Annotated in this window: 23 protein-coding genes and 1 tRNA gene; 16 read left to right on the forward strand and 8 right to left on the reverse strand. The window is 58.6% G+C overall.

Going from position 1 to position 22,407, the window contains the following annotated elements:
* Window positions 1–206: 206 nt before the first annotated feature.
* Entirely contained in the window at window positions 207–782 is a 576-nt protein-coding gene (locus BTN45_RS05475) for a single-stranded DNA-binding protein (protein WP_162699318.1), read from the forward strand.
* A 33-nt stretch (window positions 783–815) separates the two neighbouring features.
* Window positions 816–1,079, forward strand: coding sequence for a hypothetical protein (locus BTN45_RS05480; protein ID WP_234704074.1), 264 nt, complete (start codon window positions 816–818; stop codon window positions 1,077–1,079).
* Window positions 1,080–1,133: 54 nt separating this feature from the next.
* On the opposite strand, the gene BTN45_RS05485 is transcribed toward BTN45_RS05480, so the two are convergent.
* Together BTN45_RS05485 and BTN45_RS05490 are read right to left on the reverse strand one after the other, a co-directional pair.
* Window positions 1,134–2,282, reverse strand: a complete 1,149-nt coding sequence (locus tag BTN45_RS05485) for an HPP family protein (RefSeq protein ID WP_207589195.1) — start codon at window positions 2,280–2,282, stop codon at window positions 1,134–1,136.
* Between the two features lie 129 nt (window positions 2,283–2,411).
* Complete coding sequence (locus tag BTN45_RS05490; RefSeq protein ID WP_035208833.1) at window positions 2,412–3,041, reverse strand: MarC family protein; 630 nt, start codon at window positions 3,039–3,041, stop codon at window positions 2,412–2,414.
* A gap of 260 nt (window positions 3,042–3,301) precedes the next feature.
* Between BTN45_RS05490 and gyrA the strand changes: the two genes are divergently transcribed.
* Window positions 3,302–6,049, forward strand: a complete 2,748-nt coding sequence (gene gyrA, locus BTN45_RS05495; protein WP_207589645.1) for a DNA gyrase subunit A — start codon at window positions 3,302–3,304, stop codon at window positions 6,047–6,049.
* Between the two features lie 92 nt (window positions 6,050–6,141).
* Here the strand turns inward: gyrA and BTN45_RS05500 are convergent, their stop codons facing one another.
* From BTN45_RS05500 to BTN45_RS05510, 3 genes are all read right to left on the reverse strand, one after another.
* A complete protein-coding gene (locus BTN45_RS05500; protein ID WP_004441743.1) occupies window positions 6,142–6,402 on the reverse strand; it encodes a hypothetical protein in 261 nt (86 codons plus the stop codon).
* A gap of 82 nt (window positions 6,403–6,484) precedes the next feature.
* The gene (locus BTN45_RS05505; RefSeq protein ID WP_081093392.1) at window positions 6,485–7,978 is read right to left on the reverse strand and encodes a D-alanyl-D-alanine carboxypeptidase; all 1,494 of its coding nucleotides are present in this window, start codon (window positions 7,976–7,978) and stop codon (window positions 6,485–6,487) included.
* Between the two features lie 139 nt (window positions 7,979–8,117).
* On the reverse strand, window positions 8,118–8,834 hold the full coding sequence (locus BTN45_RS05510; RefSeq protein ID WP_035208826.1) for a hypothetical protein: 717 nt from the start codon (window positions 8,832–8,834) through the stop codon (window positions 8,118–8,120).
* 131 nt (window positions 8,835–8,965) lie between these two features.
* On the opposite strand from BTN45_RS05510, the gene BTN45_RS26335 reads away from it, so the two are divergent.
* Together BTN45_RS26335 and BTN45_RS05515 are read left to right on the forward strand one after the other, a co-directional pair.
* Window positions 8,966–9,229, forward strand: a complete 264-nt coding sequence (locus BTN45_RS26335) for a hypothetical protein (protein ID WP_004441746.1) — start codon at window positions 8,966–8,968, stop codon at window positions 9,227–9,229.
* Between the two features lie 15 nt (window positions 9,230–9,244).
* Window positions 9,245–9,472 (forward strand): hypothetical protein, encoded by a 228-nt coding sequence (locus BTN45_RS05515; protein WP_035208823.1) that lies wholly within the window; start codon window positions 9,245–9,247, stop codon window positions 9,470–9,472.
* Window positions 9,473–9,749: 277 nt separating this feature from the next.
* On the opposite strand, the gene BTN45_RS05520 is transcribed toward BTN45_RS05515, so the two are convergent.
* A complete protein-coding gene (locus BTN45_RS05520) occupies window positions 9,750–10,052 on the reverse strand; it encodes a hypothetical protein (protein WP_207589197.1) in 303 nt (100 codons plus the stop codon).
* On the opposite strand from BTN45_RS05520, the gene BTN45_RS05525 reads away from it, so the two are divergent.
* A tRNA-Ser gene (locus BTN45_RS05525) sits at window positions 10,053–10,142 on the forward strand.
* Between the two features lie 122 nt (window positions 10,143–10,264).
* On the opposite strand, the gene BTN45_RS05530 is transcribed toward BTN45_RS05525, so the two are convergent.
* Window positions 10,265–10,603 (reverse strand): hypothetical protein, encoded by a 339-nt coding sequence (locus tag BTN45_RS05530; protein ID WP_004441749.1) that lies wholly within the window; start codon window positions 10,601–10,603, stop codon window positions 10,265–10,267.
* A gap of 314 nt (window positions 10,604–10,917) precedes the next feature.
* On the opposite strand from BTN45_RS05530, the gene BTN45_RS05535 reads away from it, so the two are divergent.
* The 10 genes from BTN45_RS05535 (at window position 10,918) to BTN45_RS05580 (ending at window position 21,620) form a co-directional block, all read left to right on the forward strand.
* A complete protein-coding gene (locus tag BTN45_RS05535) occupies window positions 10,918–12,006 on the forward strand; it encodes a septal ring lytic transglycosylase RlpA family protein (protein WP_006697463.1) in 1,089 nt (362 codons plus the stop codon).
* Between the two features lie 71 nt (window positions 12,007–12,077).
* Window positions 12,078–13,250, forward strand: a complete 1,173-nt coding sequence (locus tag BTN45_RS05540) for a D-alanyl-D-alanine carboxypeptidase family protein (RefSeq protein WP_207589199.1) — start codon at window positions 12,078–12,080, stop codon at window positions 13,248–13,250.
* A gap of 137 nt (window positions 13,251–13,387) precedes the next feature.
* Window positions 13,388–14,062 carry a dTMP kinase gene (tmk, locus tag BTN45_RS05545; protein WP_004441759.1) on the forward strand — a complete coding sequence of 225 codons (675 nt, stop codon included), beginning with the start codon at window positions 13,388–13,390 and terminating at the stop codon, window positions 14,060–14,062.
* Complete coding sequence (locus BTN45_RS05550) at window positions 14,055–15,080, forward strand: DNA polymerase III subunit delta' (protein WP_207589201.1); 1,026 nt, start codon at window positions 14,055–14,057, stop codon at window positions 15,078–15,080. The genes tmk and BTN45_RS05550 overlap by 8 nt, the downstream gene beginning before the upstream one ends.
* Window positions 15,081–15,330: 250 nt before the next feature.
* Complete coding sequence (gene metG / locus BTN45_RS05555) at window positions 15,331–16,881, forward strand: methionine--tRNA ligase (RefSeq protein WP_207589203.1); 1,551 nt, start codon at window positions 15,331–15,333, stop codon at window positions 16,879–16,881.
* 11 nt (window positions 16,882–16,892) lie between these two features.
* Window positions 16,893–17,675, forward strand: a complete 783-nt coding sequence (locus BTN45_RS05560) for a TatD family hydrolase (RefSeq protein ID WP_006697457.1) — start codon at window positions 16,893–16,895, stop codon at window positions 17,673–17,675.
* A 2-nt stretch (window positions 17,676–17,677) separates the two neighbouring features.
* On the forward strand, window positions 17,678–18,508 hold the full coding sequence (locus BTN45_RS05565) for an MBL fold metallo-hydrolase (RefSeq protein ID WP_207589205.1): 831 nt from the start codon (window positions 17,678–17,680) through the stop codon (window positions 18,506–18,508).
* A gap of 51 nt (window positions 18,509–18,559) precedes the next feature.
* Window positions 18,560–20,311, forward strand: coding sequence for a chloride channel protein (locus tag BTN45_RS05570; protein ID WP_207589646.1), 1,752 nt, complete (start codon window positions 18,560–18,562; stop codon window positions 20,309–20,311).
* Between the two features lie 714 nt (window positions 20,312–21,025).
* Entirely contained in the window at window positions 21,026–21,208 is a 183-nt protein-coding gene (locus BTN45_RS05575) for a hypothetical protein (RefSeq protein WP_207589213.1), read from the forward strand.
* Between the two features lie 58 nt (window positions 21,209–21,266).
* On the forward strand, window positions 21,267–21,620 hold the full coding sequence (locus tag BTN45_RS05580) for a metalloregulator ArsR/SmtB family transcription factor (RefSeq protein ID WP_207589215.1): 354 nt from the start codon (window positions 21,267–21,269) through the stop codon (window positions 21,618–21,620).
* A gap of 265 nt (window positions 21,621–21,885) precedes the next feature.
* Here BTN45_RS05580 and BTN45_RS05590 read toward each other — a convergent pair whose 3' ends face one another.
* The gene (locus tag BTN45_RS05590; RefSeq protein ID WP_207589219.1) at window positions 21,886–22,269 is read right to left on the reverse strand and encodes a hypothetical protein; all 384 of its coding nucleotides are present in this window, start codon (window positions 22,267–22,269) and stop codon (window positions 21,886–21,888) included.
* Window positions 22,270–22,407 lie beyond the last annotated feature (138 nt).

The raw sequence follows: 22,407 nt of genomic DNA on the forward strand, positions 1-22,407 counted from the left end.
AGCCGGACGTGTCGAGGTCTATTCCCTATCGGTCGCAGCTTTTCACGATGCTTGACTCGAAATCTGCAGTTCAATAGAACAAAAAAGGAACGAATTGCAAGCGCGAATGTCTGCCCCCACAGCTTAAGATTATTCTTTGTGGATAGTTCCATGCTTGCGGTGCCCTTTGCGGGCGGCGGCAGCTATTGTGTGCCGAATTTTTTGAAATGCAATTGCCGGTCATGATGGCCGGCGGACAGGATGACGAGATGGCTGGTAGCGTAAACAAGGTAATTCTGATCGGAAACGTGGGCGCTGATCCCGAAATCCGCCGGACGCAGGATGGCCGACCCATTGCCAACCTGCGCATCGCCACCTCGGAGACCTGGCGGGACCGCAACAGCGGCGAGCGCAAGGAAAAGACCGAGTGGCACACGGTCGTCGTGTTTAACGAAGGCCTGTGCAAGGTCGTCGAGCAATATGTGAAGAAGGGCGCCAAGCTCTATATCGAAGGCCAGTTGCAGACCCGCAAATGGCAGGACCAGACCGGTAACGACCGTTACTCCACCGAAATCGTGCTGCAGGGCTTCAACTCCACGCTGACCATGCTCGATGGTCGCGGTGAGGGCGGCGGCCGTAGCGGCGGCGGCGACTTCGGCGGCGGTAATGATTATGGCAGCGGCGGCTCCAGCTATGGCGGCGGTTACGACCAGCAGTCCTCCTCGCGCGGCGGTTCTTCCCGTGGCGGCAACCAGCCTTCGGGCGGATTCTCCAACGACATGGATGACGATATCCCGTTCTGATCGGACCGGGGACGAAGAAACGTGTGACAGGAGGTGAGCTTGACTGACGAAACCCTGCAGCCAAAACAGCCCGCCACCTGGCGCATCATCCTCGCTTTTTTTCTCGACTTCTGGACGGCGTTTTTCGCCGCCGGATTTCTGGTCGCGACGGTAGCGGGAGGGCGAACGCCCGAAGGTTTTGCCCTCAACGGTGCGCCCGCCTTTATCGCCTTTGCGCTGATCATTGCCTATTTTGTCGTGCTCGGGCGGTTCTTCGGTGGCACACTGTGGCAGCGCCTTTTGAAGGCGAGACGCTGACATCGGGCTTTGCCGTTTTTTTTAAGAGAAGAACACTTCGACGCCCGGGGCAGTCTATGCCGCGACCTTGTCGGCCAGCATCGCCACCATGACATCGGATTGCGACACGATGCCGACCATCTTACCCCTTGCGTCGATGACAGGCAGATAATGCAATCCTTCCTCCGCAAAGCGGATGATTGCTTCCTCGATTGGGGTTTCCGGCTGCACGATTTTAACGGGCGATGTCATGATGTCCTTGACCGTATCGTTGGGGGCACTTGCGCCTGACAGGATGAGGCGAAGCCGCTGCAGGAAACCGATCGAGGGACGACCGTTTCTCCAGCTCGCCTTTTCCAGAAAGTCCGTCTGGGTGACGATGCCGACGATTTCGGCGCTGTCATTGGTGACGGGCAACGCCTTGAAATGATGGCTTTGCATCAGGGCATGCGCGTGGCGCAGGCTGTCATCAGGGGCGACACCGACCACGTCCCGCGACATGACACTTTCGCAATCGAGATGCAGCGCGCGACGCCGGTAGGAGCGCAACTCTGTCTTCCGCAGGATGGTTTCCAGCGCATCGCGGTCGATATCGATGAACTCGTCATATTCCTTCAGGACCTCATCGAGATCGGTCGAGGAAAAGCCGATCTTCTGGACGGGAGCGGGGTCCGTGGTGCTGTGCGCGGCCTTTCCAAGCTTGAGACCGTGCGGATAGGCACGGCTGGTGGCATTGTTGTAGACGAGTGCCATGGCGAGGAGGATCAGCGAGTTTCCAGCAACCGGCCAGAGCAGGAATCCATAGCCGAGGCTGTGGACGGCGGGGCCACCGAGTACAGCCGTCAACGCGACAGCACCGCTAGGTGGATGCAGGCAGCGCAGCGCCATCATCGCCGCAATCGCAAGGCCGATGGCGAGCGCGCTGGCGAAGAATGGATCAGGCACCAGCAGCGCCACGGTTACGCCGACGAAAGCCGAGACCAGATTGCCGCACAGGATCGACCAGGGTTGCGCCAGAGGGCTGGAAGGTACGGCGAACAGGAGCACGGCCGAAGCACCCATCGGTGCAATCATGGCGGGCAGGGTGGGATCGAAACGCAGAGCCAGACTGCCCAGAAGGCCGGTTAGCAGAATGCCGACAAGGGCGCCGATTGCAGAGCGCAGCCTTTCCCTGTTGCTGACAGGTGCGGCATCCGGGATGAGGCGGCGCAGCATTGAACGCATGAGAAGAACTTTCGAATCCGGGAACGATGCCTGTCTTTAAACGAAGCGACGGCCGGATTTAAAGACAGGATTTTTCCCGTCCCTGATATCGATGGGAATTATGGTGCGCCCATCCCAGGCAGCAACAACTCAGAACGCGAATGCGGATTTGATCCCGTCGACCACGAACTGCACGGAAAGCGCGGCCAGCAGGACGCCGAGAAGCCGGGTAAGGATGGCGCGGCCGGTATTGCCGAGAAAGCGATCCATCCGTTCCGAGACGATCAAGGCCGCGTAAACGAGGGCCATCGCGAAAGCGAGGATAAGGATGAGCACCACCATCTCGACCGTGGTCTTCATTGAGCCGGCAAGCAGAACGGTGGCGGAAATAGCACCCGGCCCGGCAATCAACGGCAGGGCCAGCGGGAAGACCGCGAGATTGTGGAGATGGTCCTTGGTAATGGCGATTTCCGAGGTCTTTTCCTTGCGCTCCTGGCGCTTTTCGAAAATCATTTCAAAGGCGATCCAGAACAGCAGAAGGCCGCCGGCGATGCGGAAGGCGCCCAGCGAAATACCGAGCAGATTGAGGATTGCGAGGCCGAAGAGGGCAAAGACGGCAAGGATACCGAAAGCGATGATGGAGCCGCGCAACGCCACCTGGCTGCGCTGGTCACGGGTCATTCCGGCAGTCAGCGCCAGAAAGACGGGCGCAAGCCCAGGCGGATCGAGTGTGACCAGAAGTGTGGTAAGCGCATTGATGAGCGTTTCGCTGCTGGCCATTCTTTCCCCGTTGGTTTTGTTTTTAGGCCGGAGCCTACGCAAGTCGCGGGCACTTTGAAAGAGAGCGCCACGCATTTGGGCGGCTAAATCGTGAAAAGCGGCGTTCGTCTTGCAAATGACGCAAAAGCCTGTTCAAAACTCGCCGGGAAATTGGCTTAACGTGGCTGTTTCCGCTATAAAAATCCATCCGATTCTTAACAGAGAATGTGATCCGTTTTGACTGACCAGAGCCCCCCGGCGGCGGAAAGCTTCCGCCAGGCATTGAACCGATTTCCATCATGGAGGAAATGCAGCGGTCGTATCTCGATTACGCCATGAGCGTTATCGTGTCCCGCGCGCTTCCCGATGTGCGAGACGGCCTGAAGCCGGTTCATCGCCGTATTCTGTACGGCATGTCCGAACTCGGCATCGACTGGAACAAGAAATACGTTAAATGCGCCCGCGTAACCGGGGACGTGATGGGTAAATTCCATCCGCACGGCAACTTGGCAATCTATGATGCGCTGGCGCGTATGGCGCAGGACTGGTCGCTCCGCCTGCCGCTGATCGACGGCCAGGGCAACTTCGGCTCCATCGACGGTGATCCGCCGGCCGCTGAACGTTATACCGAATGCCGTCTGGATAAGGCCGCGCATTCGCTGCTTGACGATCTCGACAAGGAAACGGTCGATTTCCGTGACAACTATGACGGCACCTTGCAGGAGCCGGTCGTCATTCCGGCCAAGTTCCCGAACCTGCTGGTCAACGGGGCAGGCGGCATCGCGGTCGGCATGGCCACGAACATCCCGCCGCATAACCTGTCAGAGGTTATCGATGGCTGTATCGCCCTGATCGACAATCCGGCGATCGAGCTGCCGGAACTGATGCAGATCATTCCGGGCCCTGATTTCCCGACCGGTGCGCTGATCATGGGCCGTTCCGGCATCCGCTCGGCTTACGAAACGGGCCGCGGATCGGTCATCATGCGTGGCCGCGCCACTATCGAGCCGATGCGTGGCGACCGCGAGCAGATCATCATCACCGAAGTTCCCTATCAGGTGAACAAGGCGTCTATGATCGAAAAAATGGCTGAGCTGGTCAAGGAAAAGCGCATCGAGGGCATTTCCGACCTGCGCGACGAATCCGACCGCCAGGGTTATCGCGTCGTCATCGAATTGAAGCGCGACGCCAATGCAGACGTCATCCTGAACCAGCTTTACCGCTACACACCGTTGCAGACCTCGTTTGGCTGCAACATGGTGGCGCTGAACGGCGGCAAGCCCGAGCAGATGACGCTGCTCGACATGTTGCGTGCTTTCGTGTCCTTCCGCGAAGATGTCGTCAGCCGTCGCACGAAATACCTGCTGCGCAAGGCGCGCGAGCGGGCGCATGTGTTGGTCGGTCTGGCGATTTCCGTCGCCAATATCGATGAGGTCATCCGCGTCATCCGGCATGCTCCCGATCCGGCTTCGGCCCGAGAAGAATTGATGACGCGTCGCTGGCCTGCACAGGATGTGGAAAGCCTGATCCGCCTCATCGATGATCCGCGCCACCGCATCAACGAAGACGGGACTTACAACCTTTCCGAGGAACAGGCCCGCGCCATTCTCGAATTGCGCCTCGCACGTCTTACAGCGCTCGGCCGCGATGAAATTGGCGACGAGCTGAACAAGATCGGCGCTGAGATCAGCGAGTATCTGGAAATCCTGTCATCGCGCCTGCGCATCATGCAGATCGTCAAGGACGAGCTTTCCGCCGTCCGCGACGAATTCGGCACGCCACGCCGATCCGAGATCGTCGAGGGCGGTCCCGATATGGACGATGAAGACCTCATCGCCCGCGAAGACATGGTCGTGACCGTTTCGCATCTCGGTTACATCAAGCGCGTGCCGCTGACGACGTATCGTGCACAGCGTCGCGGCGGCAAGGGTCGCTCCGGCATGGCAACGCGCGATGAAGATTTCGTCAACCGTCTGTTCGTCGCCAACACCCACACGCCAGTCCTGTTCTTCTCCTCGCGTGGCATCGTCTACAAGGAAAAGGTCTGGCGTCTGCCGATCGGCACGCCGCAGTCCAAGGGCAAGGCCCTTATCAACATGTTGCCGCTGGAACCCGGCGAGCGCATCACCACCATCATGCCGTTGCCCGAGGACGAAACGACCTGGGAAACGCTTGACGTGATGTTCTCGACGACGCGCGGCACGGTTCGCCGCAACAAGCTCGGCGATTTCGTACAGGTCAACCGCAACGGCAAGATCGCCATGAAGCTGGACGAGGAGGGCGATGAAATCCTCTCCGTCGAAACCTGTACGGACCGCGACGATGTGCTGCTGACGACCGCGCTCGGCCAGTGCATCCGCTTCCCCGTGGACGATGTACGCGTCTTTGCCGGCCGCAATTCCGTCGGCGTACGCGGCATCAACCTGGCCGAAGGCGACCGCATCATCTCCATGACCATTGTGGGCCATGTGGAAGCGGAGCCGTGGGAGCGTGCGGCTTACCTCAAGCGCTCGGCTGCCGAACGGCGTGCCGCAGGCGTGGATGAGGACGATATCGCGCTCGTCGGTGAGGAAGTAACGGAAGAGGGCGAACTCAGTGAGGAGCGCTACCAGGAACTGAAGGCGCGCGAAGAATTCGTGCTGACGGTTTCCGTGAAGGGCTTCGGCAAGCGTTCATCGTCTTACGATTTCCGCACTTCAGGCCGCGGCGGCAAGGGCATCCGCGCCACCGATACCGCGAAGACGTCGGAGATCGGTGAACTTGTCGCTGCCTTCCCGGTGGAAGAAGGCGACCAGATCATGCTGGTATCCGATGGCGGACAGCTCATCCGCGTGCCTGTCAACGGCATCCGCATCGCCAGCCGCGCGACCAAGGGTGTGACAATCTTCTCGACCGCGAAGGATGAGAAGGTGGTTTCCGTGGAGCGCATCAACGAGCCTGAAGGCGACGACGAGGCTGAAAATGGCAATGGCGAGGAGGCAGATGACAATCTGCCGACCACGCCGGAGGCACCGGAAAGCGAGGCGTAAGCCGCCTCGTTTTTCACATCAGGATCAACAAAAACCCCGCGGTGCCTGTGCGCCGCGGGGTTTTTCTTTGGGTTTCCGTCTGGTGCGGTCTGTCAGCGAATACGTATATGAACCGGTGAGCGCCCCGACCGACGGGCGACGTGCAGGTGAATGCTGGCTTCCGGCTGGTTGGCGCGCCAGGCACGGGCGCCATGCGAGAGCAGCAACGCCACGAGATCACGCGTTTTTGCCTTGGAACGGTTGAGACCGAGATCGGCGATACGCATCGCCGCCTCATGAATGGGATGCAGAACCGACAGGCTGCCATGCCCGTTGCCAGACGCAATGTCCGAATAATTCTCGTTGACTGCCATCTTGGAAAGCCTCGCTACTCATTACACAATTCGAGGAGACAGGCGATGTTCGAAACAGAGAGCACCGCCTGCGGGAACGTCTTCACTGAAGGGATGCCCAGCAGCTGACGCCTTTCTTTTTCAATGCATTGCATGCATTCACCGCGGCGTTCTGGCCATCGAAGCCGCCGAAACGGGCGCGGTATATCTGGGAGCCGTCCTTGCTGTAGGCCACCGTGAAGGGCTTGGCGGAACGCAGTGCCGCACCGCCTTTTTCCTGGGCGCTCTGCAGCAGGCCGCGCGCGGAATTTTCGTCCGGCGATGCGCCAATCTGGATGACCCAGCCGCCCTGCGGCGCGTCAGACCTTGCCGCAACGGAAGGTGCGGAGGCTGCGGAAGCCGAGGTGGAAGCCGTGACGATATTATCGACCTTGGTGGAATTGGTTATCAGCTTGCGATCGGGCGCGGAGGGCGCCTGACGGATGGGGTCTTTACCCTTCTGCCAGGTAGCCGCTTCCATTGCCTTGACGGCTGCATTGGAAGAGGAGCCAGCAAAGGCGGTAACCGGCGCTTCCTCGTAACGCGTCTGCGGAACGGGTCCGGCATTGGGCAGGCCGGCATCCGTCGCGGCGACGGCGACAGAGGGAACGGCGGCGGCCACAGCGACCGGCTCTTCGACCGGGGCGGAACGCGTCTGTGCAATCAGGTTGCTGTTGCCGCCACGCGACGCCTGCGGCAGATAGGTTGCAACCAGTTTGCGCATGGTGGCGTCACGGGCAGCGCTGGAGCGACCGCCGAGAACGACGGCGACAATGGAGCGCCCGTCGAGCTGCGCGGAGGTGGCAAGATTGCTGCCGGCTGCACGCGTGTAACCCGTTTTGATACCGTCGACGCCCTTCACGGTTCCGACGAGGCGATTGTGATTGCCGATTACCTGCTTGCCGAAATTAAAAGTGCGGGTGGAGAAGTAACCGTAATATTGCGGAAAATGCTGGCGAAGCGCGATGCCGAGGCGGGCTTGGTCGCGCGCCGTGGTCATCTGGGCTGTATTGGGCAACCCGTTGGCATTGCGGTAGGTCGTGCGCGTCATGCCGAGGGCACGGGCCTTTGCGGTCATCATTCTGGCGAAACGGTCTTCTGAGCCGCCGAGATATTCACCGAGCGCCGTCGCCATGTCGTTGGCCGACCGGGTAACGAGAGCAAGGATCGCCTGCTCGACCGTAATGCTGCCGCCAGCGCGCACACCGAGTTTGGACGGCGGCTCCTTGGCTGCATTCGCCGAAACCGGCACCTTGGAATCAAGAGAGATACGTCCGGCACTGAGGGCTTCGAACGTCAGATAAAGCGTCATCATCTTTGTGAGCGAAGCCGGGTAACGCAGCCCGTCGGGATCCTCGCCGTAAAGCACCTTGCCGGTCTTCGCATCGATGACGATGCCCGCATATTTCGGATCGGCCTTTGCGGTCTGGACGGATGTTGCGGTTATGAACGCCGCCGCAAGTGTCAACGCCACAAACCTTACAAAAGACCCTGTACCCGCTTTGCGCGAATGTGCCCAAGATAGACTTTTCAACACTGCTGAACTCTTCAATCGCATATTTATGTTCCGCTCGGACACGCCCCGCCCGAATGCTCCGGGTAGAAACTTTATCGGGATGGCGTTACCAAGTGGTTTATGAAAGGTATCCGCCTTCCATAAAATGCGACTTTTCACACGCGATCTGTCTCGTGCCGTGTCACGGGTTTTCGTCTTTTACGAGGCGTTTCTCGACATAGCGTGTCACGGCCGCGTCTAGCGCCTGCCATTGCGGCAGCAGGTTGGCCGAGAATCGGTAGAACAGGCTCAGGTCCTGCCCGACGTGGATATCTCTCTGACAATCGCTACCCGTTGTTTCCTGAGGCGTCTGCGGCAGCAGGCAGCGCACCACATAGACGCTTTCGCCGTCGCGTCGGCCGGTCAATATGACTTCCTTGCCATAACCGGAATCAGCGCGCAGCCGATGGAGCAGCAGTCCGTGCTTCAGGGGCGTCGGCTCACCTTCTATAAGTCTGGTATAAATCGGCTCGAAACGTCCTGACATGTCCTGCGACATGGTGCTTTGCGACAGCTGAACGAAAATCAGCCCGACTGCATTTTTCGGATCGTCGAAAAGGGCACGATTCGAATCTCGATACCCCGCAAGGTCGGGCCAGGTGAGGTAGAGGTCGGCGCGCACATGTGCACTGTCACGATCAGACGGATTTCGAAGGGTGTTTTTTGCCAGTTTCAGCCGGTCGTTGCCGATCGTGATCTCCACTTCGTCGGTCGACGTGGTGTGTCCCGCCTGAATAATTCTGTCGCCATACCATTTCATGCCGAAATTGAGCGCAGTGAGAAGGGCGGCAAGGGCTCCGCATATGACGATGACGCGTCTTATGAGGGAAGAGGAAAGGAAGCCTGTGTCGCTATGCATGAGCTTTCAAACTCGTTCTGTCCGCCGGGTTTTCGGCGCGGAAATAACAGGCAAAGCTTTAACCCGCGGCGATCGCCATTGAAATGATGTTTTGCCGCTGCTACCTGATAAGCGCAAGCAAAGGACGGCATATGGCAGCGCGTGACAGATATTCCCGGAAACTCGAATGTTCCAAATGTGGCCATCAGGGTTTTGCCGAGGCGTCCGAGTCGGATGACAAAACCCGCCGGGACGTTGATTTCCGCATTGACGAAATGCCCCGGGGATTTCGCGCAGAACGCCCGTCGGGCGACCCCACTGACTTCATGATCCGCTGCGCCCAATGCGGCAACATATTCCGCTTCCTGCAGAAAACCGCCTATGCGCCGGGAGGCGAGCCGCGCGTCAAGGCCTGAACGGAGGGTGCCGGCATGACTTTACCGCAACAGCCCAACGGAGCGCCGCAAAGGCGCAAACCAATCTGGCCCTGGATCGTTCTGCTGGTGCTCACGCTATGCGCGATCTATTCCTATAACCGCGCCAACGAAATCATCGCTGAGTTGTCCGATACCTTGCCGCCGGCGCTGCTGAACCTCTTCGAGGACCTTCTCCGGGGGGAAGGCCGGCGCGGCCATGGCGGGCCCAGCATCGGCGTTTGAGTGAGACGCCCGCCGTAAAGGGTCGCCCATCCTCCGGCCGCACATCATGTAATGACCATAAAAGAAAAAAGCCCCGCAAAGAGGCGGGGCAGGTTGATCGCTCGGGGAAAGTTGGGCAATGCCCGGGAGCGATGAGTGGGATATAAGAGACAATGGTGCGGACGCGATAGGCCACTTCCGTCCCAAACAGTACGCCCATGCACAAATTTCACTTAATCCGCAGATTTTTGAACGATGAATTTGACGGATCTGTAAGACAACTTGACAGGCTTTCGCTTTATTCTTTGCTTGCCTCGAATTGCACATATTCTCCTTTAACGTAACGTGACATGAGCAGACGCATGGATAAATCCGGAATCCTCTTTGTGGCGCTTTTGTTGGTGCTTGTTGCAATCGTTTTGAGCCTTACGTTGTTCGATACAGCGCAGCAGGTCCCTTCGATACCTTCAGGTGACGGCTCCCTGCTGCCGCCCGCAGCGACCCCGGGGCAATGATCCGCCAACTGTGAGAGAAGGAAGACGATGCTTGTCGGAGCGGGATTGACGCCCTTTTTCAAACCGCTATAAAGCCTCACCACCATGGATGGGTGTCCGAGTGGTTTAAGGAACCGGTCTTGAAAACCGGCGTGCGTGAGAGCGTACCGTGGGTTCGAATCCCACCCCATCTGCCATCAAGCGCAACATCATTCGAATAATGTCGCGACGAGGCATGTTCCCGCAGCGTTTGGGGATCGCGTAGATCCGTACAAATAAGAAACCCGCCTTTCGGCGGGTTCCAGGCAGCGGTTGTGGATCAGATTTCCGGACAGCCTCGTTCATTTGCGAAGGTGATCCGGTCCGGTCCCCGGCGCGTGAAGCCTTCGACAACAACGCGGCCCGGCGTGACGCGCACGACTTCGGGATCACGAAGGCCTGCTTCACGGGCCGCGGCGCGGGCTTCGCGTTCGCTGCAGCCACGCATGCGTGGAGGACCCCGGCGGTCCATGTCCCGATCACGGTCGCGGATGACGGGACGGACGCCATCCGGGCCGATTCTGAGCTCCATATCCTGAGCACCGGCAGGCATAGGTGCGGCGAAGGATACCAGGGCGATGCCAATCGCCAGACCTGTGGTTTTCATAAAATTTATCATGTTTCCTCCCTCAGCCGAAACCGGCGGAAGCTCGTTTGTTTGCGCGGAGAAAACGCGGTTACCGCTGCTTTGTTCCTTGCGAGGCTGCGAGGGGAGGACTGACGGCGGGCGGATTCCGCCGTGGCGGGCGCGCCGAAAAGATAGAAATCATTAACCACGTTCGTTACAATTTTATCGAATTTGCAAAAGTCGTTCGCATTTTCGCCACGTTATGCACAAGATTAAGCGACTGTTAGGTGCTTCGATGGCAGGGGCAATATCGAGGCAAGTGAGGGTGCGGTTCTCCGAGCCAATAGCAGCGTGGGGCAGACGATTTGAATTCTACGGTCAAGAAAACAGGCATCAGCGCCAGGTCGGGCGTGAAGTGGCTTGCAATTTCCGTGCTTTGCGCTGCAACGGCGTCGTGTTCCACCACCTCCGAGACAAAGCCTAAGCCCAAGCGCAGCAAGGAATATTTCTCCGAATCCGAATATGGCGTAAAGGCCAGCCCGCGCGTTGCCGATGGAAAGAACATCCCGAAGGGTGGCGGACGCGAGCTGCTGGGTAACGCCTATACCGTCAAGGGCCGCCGTTACTTCCCGAAAGAGGAGCCGGGCTACAACAAGGTTGGCCTTGCTTCCTGGTATGGCTCCGCCTTCCATGGACGCCTCACGGCCAATGGCGAGGTTTACGACAAGGAACATCTTTCTGCCGCACATCCGACATTTCCGCTGCCGAGCTACGCGCGCATCACCAATATGGATAATGGCGCGTCGGTGCTCGTCCGTGTCAACGACCGTGGTCCGTTCCACGAGGGCCGTCTGATCGACGTTTCCAGCAAGACGGCAGATCTTCTGGACATGAAGGCGACGGGGACAGCAAATGTACGGGTTCAATATGCGGGCCGTGCGCCGCTCGACGGCCATGACATGCCTTACCTGATGGCTTCCTATATTCCGAAGGGTTCGCGTTCGCCGGGCGTCGCGCCTGAAGGGCAGATCGCGACCGGCGTGATGGTTGCTTCGGCCTCGCCGAATTTCGTGCCGGCGCCGACATCGAACCCGAATTATGCCGGCTCGGCTCAGACCGCGCTCGTTGGTTCCAAGAAGAATGCGGCGCTTCAGGCCATGCCACTCGTCAACGGTGTACAGCCCGCATTCGAACAATTCGCGATCCTGCCGGAAATCGGCCCGATCCTGGCGGAGCGCCCCGAAGGTAACTTCCTGCGGGAACCAGCGGCTCCAGGCGGCAATTATCTGCGTGTGCCCACGCCGTCTTCCAAATATGCAGCGGCCTATTCCGAAGAATCCGCCGCCGTATCCAAAACCGCAAAGGTGTTCGACACCGTGCTCGTCAATCGTGACGGCTTGAGCGAAGAGTCGATCCTCGCCCATGTGAAGCGTCAGCAGGCGAAGTCACGCTAACGGATTAAGGACACCGCCGCACCGTTCTCATGGCGGGTGGCCGGTTGTGGCAGACAGCACTGGGCGGTTTCATGCGCAAGACCTTTCATCGCTCCTATCTGTCGGCCGTCGCGGCGGCCGCTTTTGCATTTTTGAGCGCCGGCGCGGCGCAATCGCAGACAGCGCCCTTCATCGCCAAGGCCGAGCAGGCCTATATGATCGATGCCGAAACCGGTACGGTGCTTCTTGCCCAAAATGAGGATCAGTCCTTTCCGCCCGCATCGCTTGCCAAGCTGATGACGGTGGAGGTGGTGCTGGATGCGCTGTCGAAAGGACAGCTGGCGTCGGAAACGGCCTATCCCGTTTCGGAATATGCCTGGCGCACGGGCGGAGCCCCATCGCGAACGTCGACCATGTTCGCCGCCCTGAAATCCTCCGTTGGCATCAATGACCTTTTAACCGGAATCATCGTGCAGAACGCCAATGACGGCTGCATCATCATCGCCGAAGGCATGGCGGGATCGGACGCTGCCTTTGCCAAGCGCATGACGGCACGGGCCGGCGAACTTGGCATGAACCGCAGCACGTTTGCCAATTCCACCGGACTTCCCGATTCCGGAAACCAGACGACCGCCAGGGACATGGTGCGCCTTGCCCAACATCTGCATGACATCTATCCCGACCGCTACTCGTTGTTTACGAAGCCGGACTTCGAATGGAACCGGATTTTCCAGCGCAACAAGAACACGTTGCTGATGCCGGGAAGCGGTATAGACGGTCTTGGCCTCGGTTTTGCAGAAGGTAGCGGTTTTGCCGCCGTGGTTTCGGCGGAGCGGGAAGGGCGCCGCATCTATCTGGCGCTTGCCGGCATCGCAGACGACAAGACGCGGCAGGAGGAAGCGCGCAGAGTGGTGGACTGGGGCCTGACCGCCTTCGAAAAACGCCGCCTGTTCAGCAAGGACGAAGTGGTTGGCTCCGTCAGCGTGTATGGCGGCGATGCCTCCTATGTCGACCTTTCTCCGAAGGACGATGTCAGCGTCCTGGTGCCCGTCAACAATCCGGAACGCCTCTCCGGACGTATCGTCTATCGATGGCCGCTGAACGCGCCGCTCGATGTCGGGGCGAATGCCGGAACGCTGAAGATATTCTCGGGCGAGCGTCTATTGCGCGAAGTGCCGCTCTATACGAAGAGCCGGGTGAACAAGGGTTCGCTCACCCAGAATGCCGCAGGAGCATTGAAGGAACTTCTGCTGTTCTGGCTGTGAAGTGCGGTTCAGCACGTGCCTTTTCTCCTATGCTTTTGTTCAGGCACCGGTTTTTCTGAAAAGCGCTTCACACATTTCGGTCCGATGCTGTAAACAGGCATTTCAACATTGACGTGAATTCCTTGCAGGACGTGACATTGGCCGAAAAGACCGGATTGTTCATCAGCTTCGAAGGCGGCGAAGGCGCCGGCAAATCGACGCAGATTCGCACGCTTGCCGAGGCGCTTCGCGATCGTGGCTTCAAGGTGGTCGTAACGCGTGAGCCCGGCGGTTCTCCGGGTGCGGAGGCCGTAAGACATGTTCTCCTTTCCGGTGCGGCGGAGCCGTTTGGCGTCCGGATGGAAGCCATCTTGTTCGCCGCCGCGCGCAACGATCACGTCGAAGAGGTCATTCGCCCTGCGCTGGAGCGCGGCGAGATCGTGCTCTGCGACCGGTTTCTCGATTCATCCCGCGTCTATCAGGGCACGACCGGCAATCTGGAGCCGGATTTCATCGAGACGCTGCAGCGCATCGCGATTGATGGCGTCGTTCCGGAGCTGACACTGATTTTCGATATCGCTGCCGAAAAAGGCCTTGCCCGCGCCAGAAAGCGTGCGGATGAAGGCGCGAAGCCCGATCGCTTCGAGAAAGAGGAAATCGAAACCCACGAGAAGCGGCGGGAAGCCTATCTCGATATCGCGCTTGCCGAGCCGCGTCGCTGCCGGATCGTCAATGCCGATCAGCCGGAAGAAAAAGTTGCGGAGGATGTCATGTCCTTCGTCGAGCCCTTGCTCGAACAGCTGGGGACCGAGGCGGGCAGGGCCCATGAGTGAGGTCCAGGGCGTTCTCGACGGTGCAATCGCGCCGCAGCAGAACACGAGGCTTTTTGGCCATGAGGAGGCGGAGGCGTTTCTCGCGCAGTCCTATCGCTCTGGCAAAGGCCATCATGCCATTCTCATCGAAGGGCCGGAGGGCATCGGCAAGGCGACGCTCGCTTTCCGTTTCGCCAATCATGTGCTGAACCATCCCGATCCTTTGTCGGCACCGGAGTTTCTGCCAGACCCCGATCCGCAGTCGCTGGTCAGCCGGCAGATCACCGCCGGCGCCTCGCATAACCTGCTGCATCTCACCCGGCCCGTGGATGAAAAGACCGGCCGCGTGAAATCCGCCATCACGGTGGACGAGGTGCGACGGGCAGGGCATTTTTTCTCGCAGACCTCGGGCACCGGCAACTGGCGCATCGTCATCATCGATCCCGCCGACGATCTCAACCGCAATGCCGCGAACGCGATCCTGAAAATACTGGAAGAGCCGCCTAAAAGGGCGATGTTTCTCGTGCTCTCCCACGCACCGGGAAAATTGCTGCCGACAATCCGCTCACGCTGCATGCCGCTCAGGCTGCTACCGCTTTCGGATTCGGCCATGGTGCAGGCACTCGATCATCTCGGCATAAGTCTCACGGAGGAAAAGCGCGATGCCCTGCTTGCCGCTTCCAAGGGTAGCGTTGCGCAGGCGCTGAAGCTGATGAACTACGGCGGCTCCGATATTGTCGAGGCCCTTGCCGCAGTCATGAATGCCGACGGGCCGGGCGCCCGCAAACAGATGCACAAGGTCGCCGAGATCCTGGCCCAGAAGGATGGCGACATCGTCCTCGGTTTCTTCATGGAACATGTGACGGAAGATCTGATGGCGCGCGCGCGCGCGGCGGCCATGACGGGCGATATCACGGCTGCGGAAAGGCTGGCACGGCTTTCTTCGGCGCTCTCGGAACGCATCACCGTGGCGCAGGCCTATAATCTTGACAAGAAACAGATAGTGATTTCCATTCTTGAGGATATCCGGGGCGTCTAAGGCCGGAAAATCGTGAGGACCGAAGTTGCCTTTTCGGATTGGCCCACTCTAAGCCGCATTACCCCCGGGATTGACACGGGAATCCGCAACCCGCTGAAATTAATGGATACTCGGCTCGAGCCCGAGGATGACGAATAGTCGGCAATATTGATATCAGTGTACCAATTCGGTAGCTTTTTCTTTCGCTGCTGCGAACAATGGTTTAAGAGCGGTCTATCCAAAAAACAGCGCGTAAAGTCGATAGACCGTCATGACAGACAAGACACCATTCTACATCACCACCGCGATCTCCTATCCCAACGGCAAGCCGCATATCGGCCATGCCTATGAACTGATCGCAACGGACGCCATGGCACGCTTTCAGCGCCTGGACGGAATGGATGTGTTCTTCCTGACGGGCACAGACGAACACGGCCAGAAGATGCAGCAGACGGCACGTGCGGAAGGCGTTTCGCCGGAAGAACTCGCGGAGCGAAATTCCAATCAGTTTCTCGAGATGGGCAAGCTGCTCAACGCCTCGAACGACGATTTCATCCGCACGACGGAAGAACGACATCACGAGACCTCGCGCAATATCTGGAACCTGATGGCCGAGAGCGGCGACATCTACAAGGATAGCTATGCCGGCTGGTATTCCGTTCGTGACGAGGCCTATTACGCCGAGGACGAGACGGAAGTGCGCGCCGATGGCGTCCGTTACGGCCCGCAGGGCACGCCGGTGGAATGGGTGGAGGAGGAAAGCTATTTCTTCAAGCTCTCCGAGTACCAGGACAAGCTGCTGAAGCTCTATGAGGAAAACCCCGACTTCATCGGTCCGGCGGAACGCCGTAACGAAATCATCTCCTTCGTGAAATCCGGTCTGAAGGACCTGTCGATTTCCCGCACCACCTTCGACTGGGGCATCAAGGTTCCCAATGATCCGAAGCACGTGATGTATGTCTGGGTCGATGCACTGACCAACTACATCACCGCAACGGGTTACCTCGAAGACAGGAACGGACCGCGGGCGAAGTATTGGCCGGCCGACGTGCATATCATCGGCAAGGACATCATTCGTTTTCACGCCGTCTACTGGCCAGCCTTCCTGATGAGCGCAAAGCTGCCGCTGCCGAAGCGCGTTTATGCACATGGCTTCCTGCTCAACAAGGGCGAGAAGATGTCGAAGTCGCTCGGAAATGTCGTTGATCCCGCCAATCTGGTAAACCATTTCGGCCTTGATCAGGTCCGCTATTTCTTCATGCGCGAAGTCTCCTTCGGCCAGGACGGCAGCTATAGCGAAGAGGGCATTGCCACCCGCATCAATGCCGATCTTGCCAATGGCATCGGCAATCTCGCCAGCCGTTCGCTGTCGATGATCGTCAAGAATTGCGACGGCAAGATCCCTACGCCTGGTCCGTTCACCGACGAAGACAAGGCGATGCTCGCGTCTGCAGACGCTCTGCTCGCCATTTGCCGTGAGGAGATGGGCAAGCAGCTCATCCACCGCGCGGTAGCCGCCATCATTGCCGTCGTTTCCGAGACCGACCGCTATTTCGCCTCTCAGGAGCCCTGGGCGCTGAAAAAGACCGACCCTGAGCGGATGGGCACCGTGCTTTACGTCACGGCGGAGGTCGTGCGTCAGATCGGCATTCTCCTGCAGCCGATCATGCCGGGTTCCTGCGAAAAGCTGCTCGATCTCGTTGCGGCGCCAGCCGACAAGCGCGACTTTACGGCGTTGGGCGAAGCCGGTCGTCTGGTGCCGGGCACACCACTGGAAGCTCCGAAGCCAGTCTTTCCGCGTTACGTCGCGCCGGAAGCGTGAAGGCGACCACGATGCTGATCGATACCCATTGCCATCTGGATTTTCCTGATTTTGAGGCGGAGCGCGACGACATCATCGCTCGGGCGCATGCCTCCGGCGTGAGCCAGATGGTGACGATCTCGACCCGGGTGCGTCGTCTGCCGGAGCTGTTGAAGATCACGGAAAAATATCCGTCAGTCTTTTGCTCGGTCGGCACCCATCCGAACAATGCCGATGAGGAACTGGATATCTCCGCCGATGAGCTGGTGCAGCTTGCCGAAAGTCATGAGAAGATCGTGGCGATCGGAGAGGCGGGTCTGGATTACTTCTACGACACGCAGAAGCCCGAAGACCAGAAGACCGGCCTTCTTCGCCATATCGAGGCGGCGAGACGAACGAAGCTGCCGCTTGTCATTCACAGCCGCAGTGCCGATGACGACATGGCCGCCATCCTGCGCTCCGAAAGCGGGAAGGGCGCATTTCCGTTCATTCTGCACTGCTTTTCCGCTGGTCCCGAGCTCGCAAAAACGGGTGTCGAGCTTGGCGGATATGTGTCTTTCTCGGGCATTCTGACCTTCCCAAAGTCGCAGGATATTCGCGATATCGCTGCAACCGTGCCTCTTGACCGGCTGCTTGTAGAAACGGACGCACCCTATCTTGCGCCGAAGCGCTGGCGTGGCAAACGCAACGAGCCTTCCTACGTCGTCAATACCGCGGAGGTTCTGGCCGAGGTGCATGGCATCTCCTTCGAGCGGATGGCCGAGATCACCACCGAAAACGCCTTCCGCTGCTTTTCCAAGATGACAAGGGTGTAGGCGTGGCAATCTCCCGTCGCCGCTTCACGGTTCTCGGATGCGCCTCGTCACCCGGCGTGCCGCGCATTAACGGCGACTGGGGCGCCTGCGACCCCGATAATCCGAAGAACCGGCGCACGCGTGCGGCCTTCATGGTGGAACAGATCGGTCCTGATGGCGGCAAAACGACCGTTGTGATCGATACTGGTCCTGATTTTCGCGAGCAGATGATCGCCGCGAAGGTGGAGGCTATCGATGCCGTTCTCTACACCCATGCTCATGCCGACCATCTGCATGGCATTGACGATCTGCGCATCTATTTCGCACTCCAGAAAAGCCGCGTCCCGATCTATGCCGATCCCATTACCATGGCGCGCATCCGCGGTGGTTTTGCCTATTGTCTCGAGACGCCGGCGGGCAGCAATTATCCACCGATTGTCCGGCCTTATCTGATTGCCGATATCAACGAGCCGGTTGTTATTGATGGAGCAGGAGGACCAATCGCCTTTGGGGTGCATATGCAACAGCATGGGGACGTTCATTCTTTGGGTTTCCGCATTGGTGATGTGGCCTATTGCACCGACGTCAGCGATTTTCCGGCCGAAAGCCTGCCGAAACTCGCCGGACTTGAGGTGCTCATCATCGACGCCCTGCAATATCGCTACCACCCCAGCCATCTATCACTCGAACAGGCGCTCGGCTGGATCGAAACACTGGCACCCAAAAGGGCGATCTTGACCCACATGCATATTCCGCTCGATTATGAGACGGTGATGCAGGAAACGCCTGATCATGTTGAACCGGCTTATGATCAGATGCGTTTCGAAATTGAGATCGATCTCGAAACCGCCTGACGCCGCCTGAAAAGGAACAGCATGTCGACTAAGCCTTTCCGTGCACCGAGTATGGCGAGCTTCTTCGACAATCTGCGCGCCAGCCGCCTGCGCGCCATGTTCCGACGCGGCGAACTCGGCCTCGTCGCGCTTGCCGTGCTCATCGGCATCGCAGCCGGCCTGCTGGTGGCGTTGATCGGCGCTTTGAGCACGGCATTGCATGTGCTCGTCTTTGGCGTCGAACGTCTGAGCAGCAGCGATCTTTCCGGACAGATCGTGCTGGTGGGGCCGATCATGGGCGGTGTCCTGCTCGGGCTGATCATCTTCATCCTCTCCAAAACCCGCAAAAAGCCGATGGTCGACCCCATCGAGGCAAATGCGCTGCATGGTGGCCGCCTGTCGCTTACGGACAGCATCATTGTCTGCGTGCAGAACGTCGTTTCCAACGGTTTTGGCGCATCCGTCGGGCTCGAGGCTGGCTATACGCAGATTGCCAGCGGCGTTGCATCGAAGATCGGCATCAAGCTGAAACTGAGGCGAGGGGACATGCGCATCCTCGTTGGCTGCGGCGCCGCGGGCGCCATCGCGGCCGCCTTCAACGCGCCTCTGACTGGCGCATTTTACGCCATCGAACTCATCATCGGCACCTATACAGTCGTCACGCTCGCCCCGCTGATCGTTTCGGCGCTGGTGGCGACAACCGTTATCGGCCTGATTGGCGGCCATGGCCTTTCCATCGATATCGTCGATGCCAGCCGCGTGACCCCCGCCGATTACGTGCCGGCTATTTTCCTTGGGGTTGTGTGCGCGGCAATCGGTATCGTGCTCATGCAGGCGGTGTCCTTCATTGAGGAGACGGCGCGCAAAAGCGCTATTCCTGGCTGGCTGCGTCCTACGCTTGGCGGCATCGTTGTCGGCGGGCTGGCGTTGATTTCACCGCAGGTTCTCTCGAGCGGCCATGGAGCATTGCATCTCAACATCGATGCCGACCTGACGATCTACGGGCTTGCAGGATTGTTCCTGTTGAAGGCGGCGGCCAGCGCGATCTCGATAGGTTCGAATTTCCGCGGCGGCCTGTTTTTCGCCTCGCTGTTCATGGGATCGCTGCTCGGCAAGATTTTCGCACTCTGCGCGCCCTATATCGGCTATGGCTCGACGGCCCCGATCGTCTACGCCGTGATCGGCATGAGCGCCTTTGCCGCCGCCATCATCGGTGGTCCGCTGACAATGACATTTCTGGCGCTGGAACTGACCGGCGACTTCCAGATTACGGCGCTCGTGCTTGCCGCCGTCATCACCACATCGCTGGTGGTGCGCACCACCTTCGGCTACTCCTTCGCCACCTGGCGTTTTCACCTGCGCGGTGAGAGCATTCGCAGCGCCCATGACATCGGCTGGATCCGCGACCTGACGGTGGGCAAGATGATGCGCGCTGACATCCGCAAGGCCAATGTCAGCATGGGGCTTCCGGCCTTCAAGGAGAAGTTCCCGCTCGGTTCGACGCAGCGGGTCATCATGACCCACGATGACGGGCGTTATGCCGGGATCGTTCTCGTGCCGGAAATCTATGCCGATCCGATGGATCGCGACCCAAGCAAGATCAGCCTCGAGACCTATCTGCACTACAAGAACGACGTATTGCTGCCGACCATGAATGCACGGCAAGCGGCGGCAGCCTTTGACGCGGCGGAAAGCGAAGCACTCGTCGTCGTCAACGACAAGATCGAAAATCGTCCCGTTGGCCTGCTTACCGAAAGTCACACGCTGAGACGCTACAGTGAAGAGCTCGATCTGCGACGCCGAGAGGCATCAGGAGAATTATGATCGACCTGGATATGGATGTATCAATGCGATAAGCGGCGCTTTTCAATGATGACAGCAACGGCGCTGCGATCTGACAGCTTACGGTTTTCCCGGTAACTAAGTACGAAAAGTTCCAAAGAGTGCGGTTTCGGCTTTGAAGCTGGGTGAGTGAGTGAAGTATTCCCCCTTGTTGGCAAGGGAAGCAGCGCTTTCTTCCGACAAAAGGGTGTTGCACCGCTGCTTTCGCCCCCTTTGTTGCTTTTGAAGAGCCGCGATTTCACTACACTTGGCAACACTGTTGCGCCCGCAAGAACGCCGGTCTGTTGCTTTTTGATCGTGACGTTTGAATGAGGGAATCTTCACTCGACGCTCGACGCATTGCCCAATAGGTTCCGCGAACTATAACGCCGCCCTAAGGATTCTCGATGTCCGAACCTGCCACAGTGATGATGTCCCGCAACGCTCCAGCATCTTTCGGAGGAGGGGCCTTGGCCGTGTCTCGTTCAAGGGCCCGTGGTGGCTTTTCTATCGTGCGCCGCAGAACTTCCGGATCGCCTACGATGACGACGGTCTCCACGCCAAAGAGAGTATACTTGCCAACGGCAGTCCTGTTCGCGAATATGGGAGAGACGGACAAGCCGATCTCAATACGACATCCCATATCGAGTGCTTGGGTGCGAATGTATGCTATACTTGGGGGTGACGCTGGTTGGCTGAGCTAAAGGATCTGTTACAATGAGTGAAACTACTAAGGACTTAATTGACGCCGACTGCAGCGCCTTTAAACTTGAACCTGTCTGCGCGGAGCAATCTTCACCACTAAGGGACATGGTGGGGAAACTACAAGATGAAGTCGCGGGTATTTTGGGACCGAACCCGGAACCCTTCGACATGAAGATGTTCACCGATGAGATATAGGGTGACTGAGGGGTAGCAGCCTTATTGACAGCATCATTATATCCATTAATCTGGATATATGGAAAATAACATTGCGATAACGGCCCTCGCGGCCTTGGCCCAGAACACTCGACTCGAGACGTTCCGTTTACTTGTGCGGCATGAACCTGATGGAGTTCCGGCGGGGGAACTCGCCCGACTGCTTGATGTCCCTCAGAACACCATGTCGGCACACCTTGCAACCCTCTCAAGAGCGGGACTAGTGAAGAGTGAGCGGCAGAGCCGATCTATCATTTACCGCGCTGATCTCGACGGTCTGCGTGATATGACACTTTTCCTGCTGAAGGATTGCTGCGGCGGCTCGACAGAACTTTGCGCGCCACTCATCGCAGAACTCATGCCATGCTGCGCTCCGGAGGTAAAACCATGTTAAATTCGATCCTGTTGACCGAAGTGCAAGGCAGTTCACGAACTTCGCCCCGTCTAAAGGTTGGACCGTAGTGGACGTTTTGCGGGATCGACTTGCGGAGCTTGGAGTCCCGGTTTTAGGTGGGCTGCCGCTTGGCCACGGTGCAGACGCCGTGGCTATCCCGATCGGCACTGAGGCTGTCTTGGACGCAGACAGCAGAACGCTTACACTGACGTCGGCATTCAGCTAACCGCGGCGATCTCTAATTTACCCGTTTCGATGGTTTTCATCACTCATATTGGTCGGTGTTAGCCTTGCAGTGTTCGAGAACCGTCTCCAGCCATTTGTCGTACCAGACCCAGTGAGCCTTGTAGTCACCAACGCACCCCAATCCTTTAGCGGGGTCCTTGGCGTCAAGGTTATTCATGAGTCTAGTGTGATCACCAGGTCCAAAGTTCGGGTAACCGGCCTCGTGGACCTTGTCCAAAATGTCCTTCCGGATGTAGCGCGATCGATTTACTTCCTTGAAGACGACCTCAATCTTGTCCGCTAGGTCCGACCCAAGCGGAACCGTCACGACTGCTTGATCCGCTCCAGCCGCCTTTTTCGCTGCGATGGGAACGAACGCGACTTTCAAGCGGAAGGCGGGGTCTTTTACCTGTTCGTCGCTCAAGTCATGTTCGAACGCCGATATGAATGATGACACATGCGTTGGTAAGCTCGATGCCTTTTTCAACGCGGTCCGTTGATCCATCCCGAACGATACAAATTGAAGAGCAATTGGCAGGCGCTTTTCGAGCCCAAACTGATG

Source organism: Rhizobium sp. ZX09 (assembly GCF_017357485.1).
In the GTDB taxonomy this organism is placed as follows: Bacteria; Pseudomonadota; Alphaproteobacteria; order Rhizobiales; family Rhizobiaceae; genus Agrobacterium; species Agrobacterium pusense.

What these genes read in the sequence shown, in the direction of transcription:
- BTN45_RS05475 (WP_162699318.1), top strand. Translation starts at nt 207, where the DNA reads ATGCAATTGCCGGTCATGATGGCCGGCGGACAGGATGACGAGATGGCT.
- BTN45_RS05485 (WP_207589195.1), bottom strand. Translation starts at nt 2,282, where the DNA reads ATGCGTTCAATGCTGCGCCGCCTCATCCCGGATGCCGCACCTGTCAGC.
- BTN45_RS05490 (WP_035208833.1), bottom strand. Translation starts at nt 3,041, where the DNA reads ATGGCCAGCAGCGAAACGCTCATCAATGCGCTTACCACACTTCTGGTC.
- BTN45_RS05500 (WP_004441743.1), bottom strand. Translation starts at nt 6,402, where the DNA reads ATGGCAGTCAACGAGAATTATTCGGACATTGCGTCTGGCAACGGGCAT.
- BTN45_RS05505 (WP_081093392.1), bottom strand. Translation starts at nt 7,978, where the DNA reads ATGCGATTGAAGAGTTCAGCAGTGTTGAAAAGTCTATCTTGGGCACAT.
- BTN45_RS05510 (WP_035208826.1), bottom strand. Translation starts at nt 8,834, where the DNA reads ATGCATAGCGACACAGGCTTCCTTTCCTCTTCCCTCATAAGACGCGTC.
- BTN45_RS26335 (WP_004441746.1), top strand. Translation starts at nt 8,966, where the DNA reads ATGGCAGCGCGTGACAGATATTCCCGGAAACTCGAATGTTCCAAATGT.
- BTN45_RS05515 (WP_035208823.1), top strand. Translation starts at nt 9,245, where the DNA reads ATGACTTTACCGCAACAGCCCAACGGAGCGCCGCAAAGGCGCAAACCA.
- BTN45_RS05520 (WP_207589197.1), bottom strand. Translation starts at nt 10,052, where the DNA reads ATGGTGGTGAGGCTTTATAGCGGTTTGAAAAAGGGCGTCAATCCCGCT.
- BTN45_RS05530 (WP_004441749.1), bottom strand. Translation starts at nt 10,603, where the DNA reads ATGATAAATTTTATGAAAACCACAGGTCTGGCGATTGGCATCGCCCTG.
- BTN45_RS05540 (WP_207589199.1), top strand. Translation starts at nt 12,078, where the DNA reads ATGCGCAAGACCTTTCATCGCTCCTATCTGTCGGCCGTCGCGGCGGCC.
- BTN45_RS05550 (WP_207589201.1), top strand. Translation starts at nt 14,055, where the DNA reads ATGAGTGAGGTCCAGGGCGTTCTCGACGGTGCAATCGCGCCGCAGCAG.
- metG (WP_207589203.1), top strand. Translation starts at nt 15,331, where the DNA reads ATGACAGACAAGACACCATTCTACATCACCACCGCGATCTCCTATCCC.
- BTN45_RS05560 (WP_006697457.1), top strand. Translation starts at nt 16,893, where the DNA reads ATGCTGATCGATACCCATTGCCATCTGGATTTTCCTGATTTTGAGGCG.
- BTN45_RS05570 (WP_207589646.1), top strand. Translation starts at nt 18,560, where the DNA reads ATGGCGAGCTTCTTCGACAATCTGCGCGCCAGCCGCCTGCGCGCCATG.
- BTN45_RS05575 (WP_207589213.1), top strand. Translation starts at nt 21,026, where the DNA reads ATGAGTGAAACTACTAAGGACTTAATTGACGCCGACTGCAGCGCCTTT.
- BTN45_RS05580 (WP_207589215.1), top strand. Translation starts at nt 21,267, where the DNA reads ATGGAAAATAACATTGCGATAACGGCCCTCGCGGCCTTGGCCCAGAAC.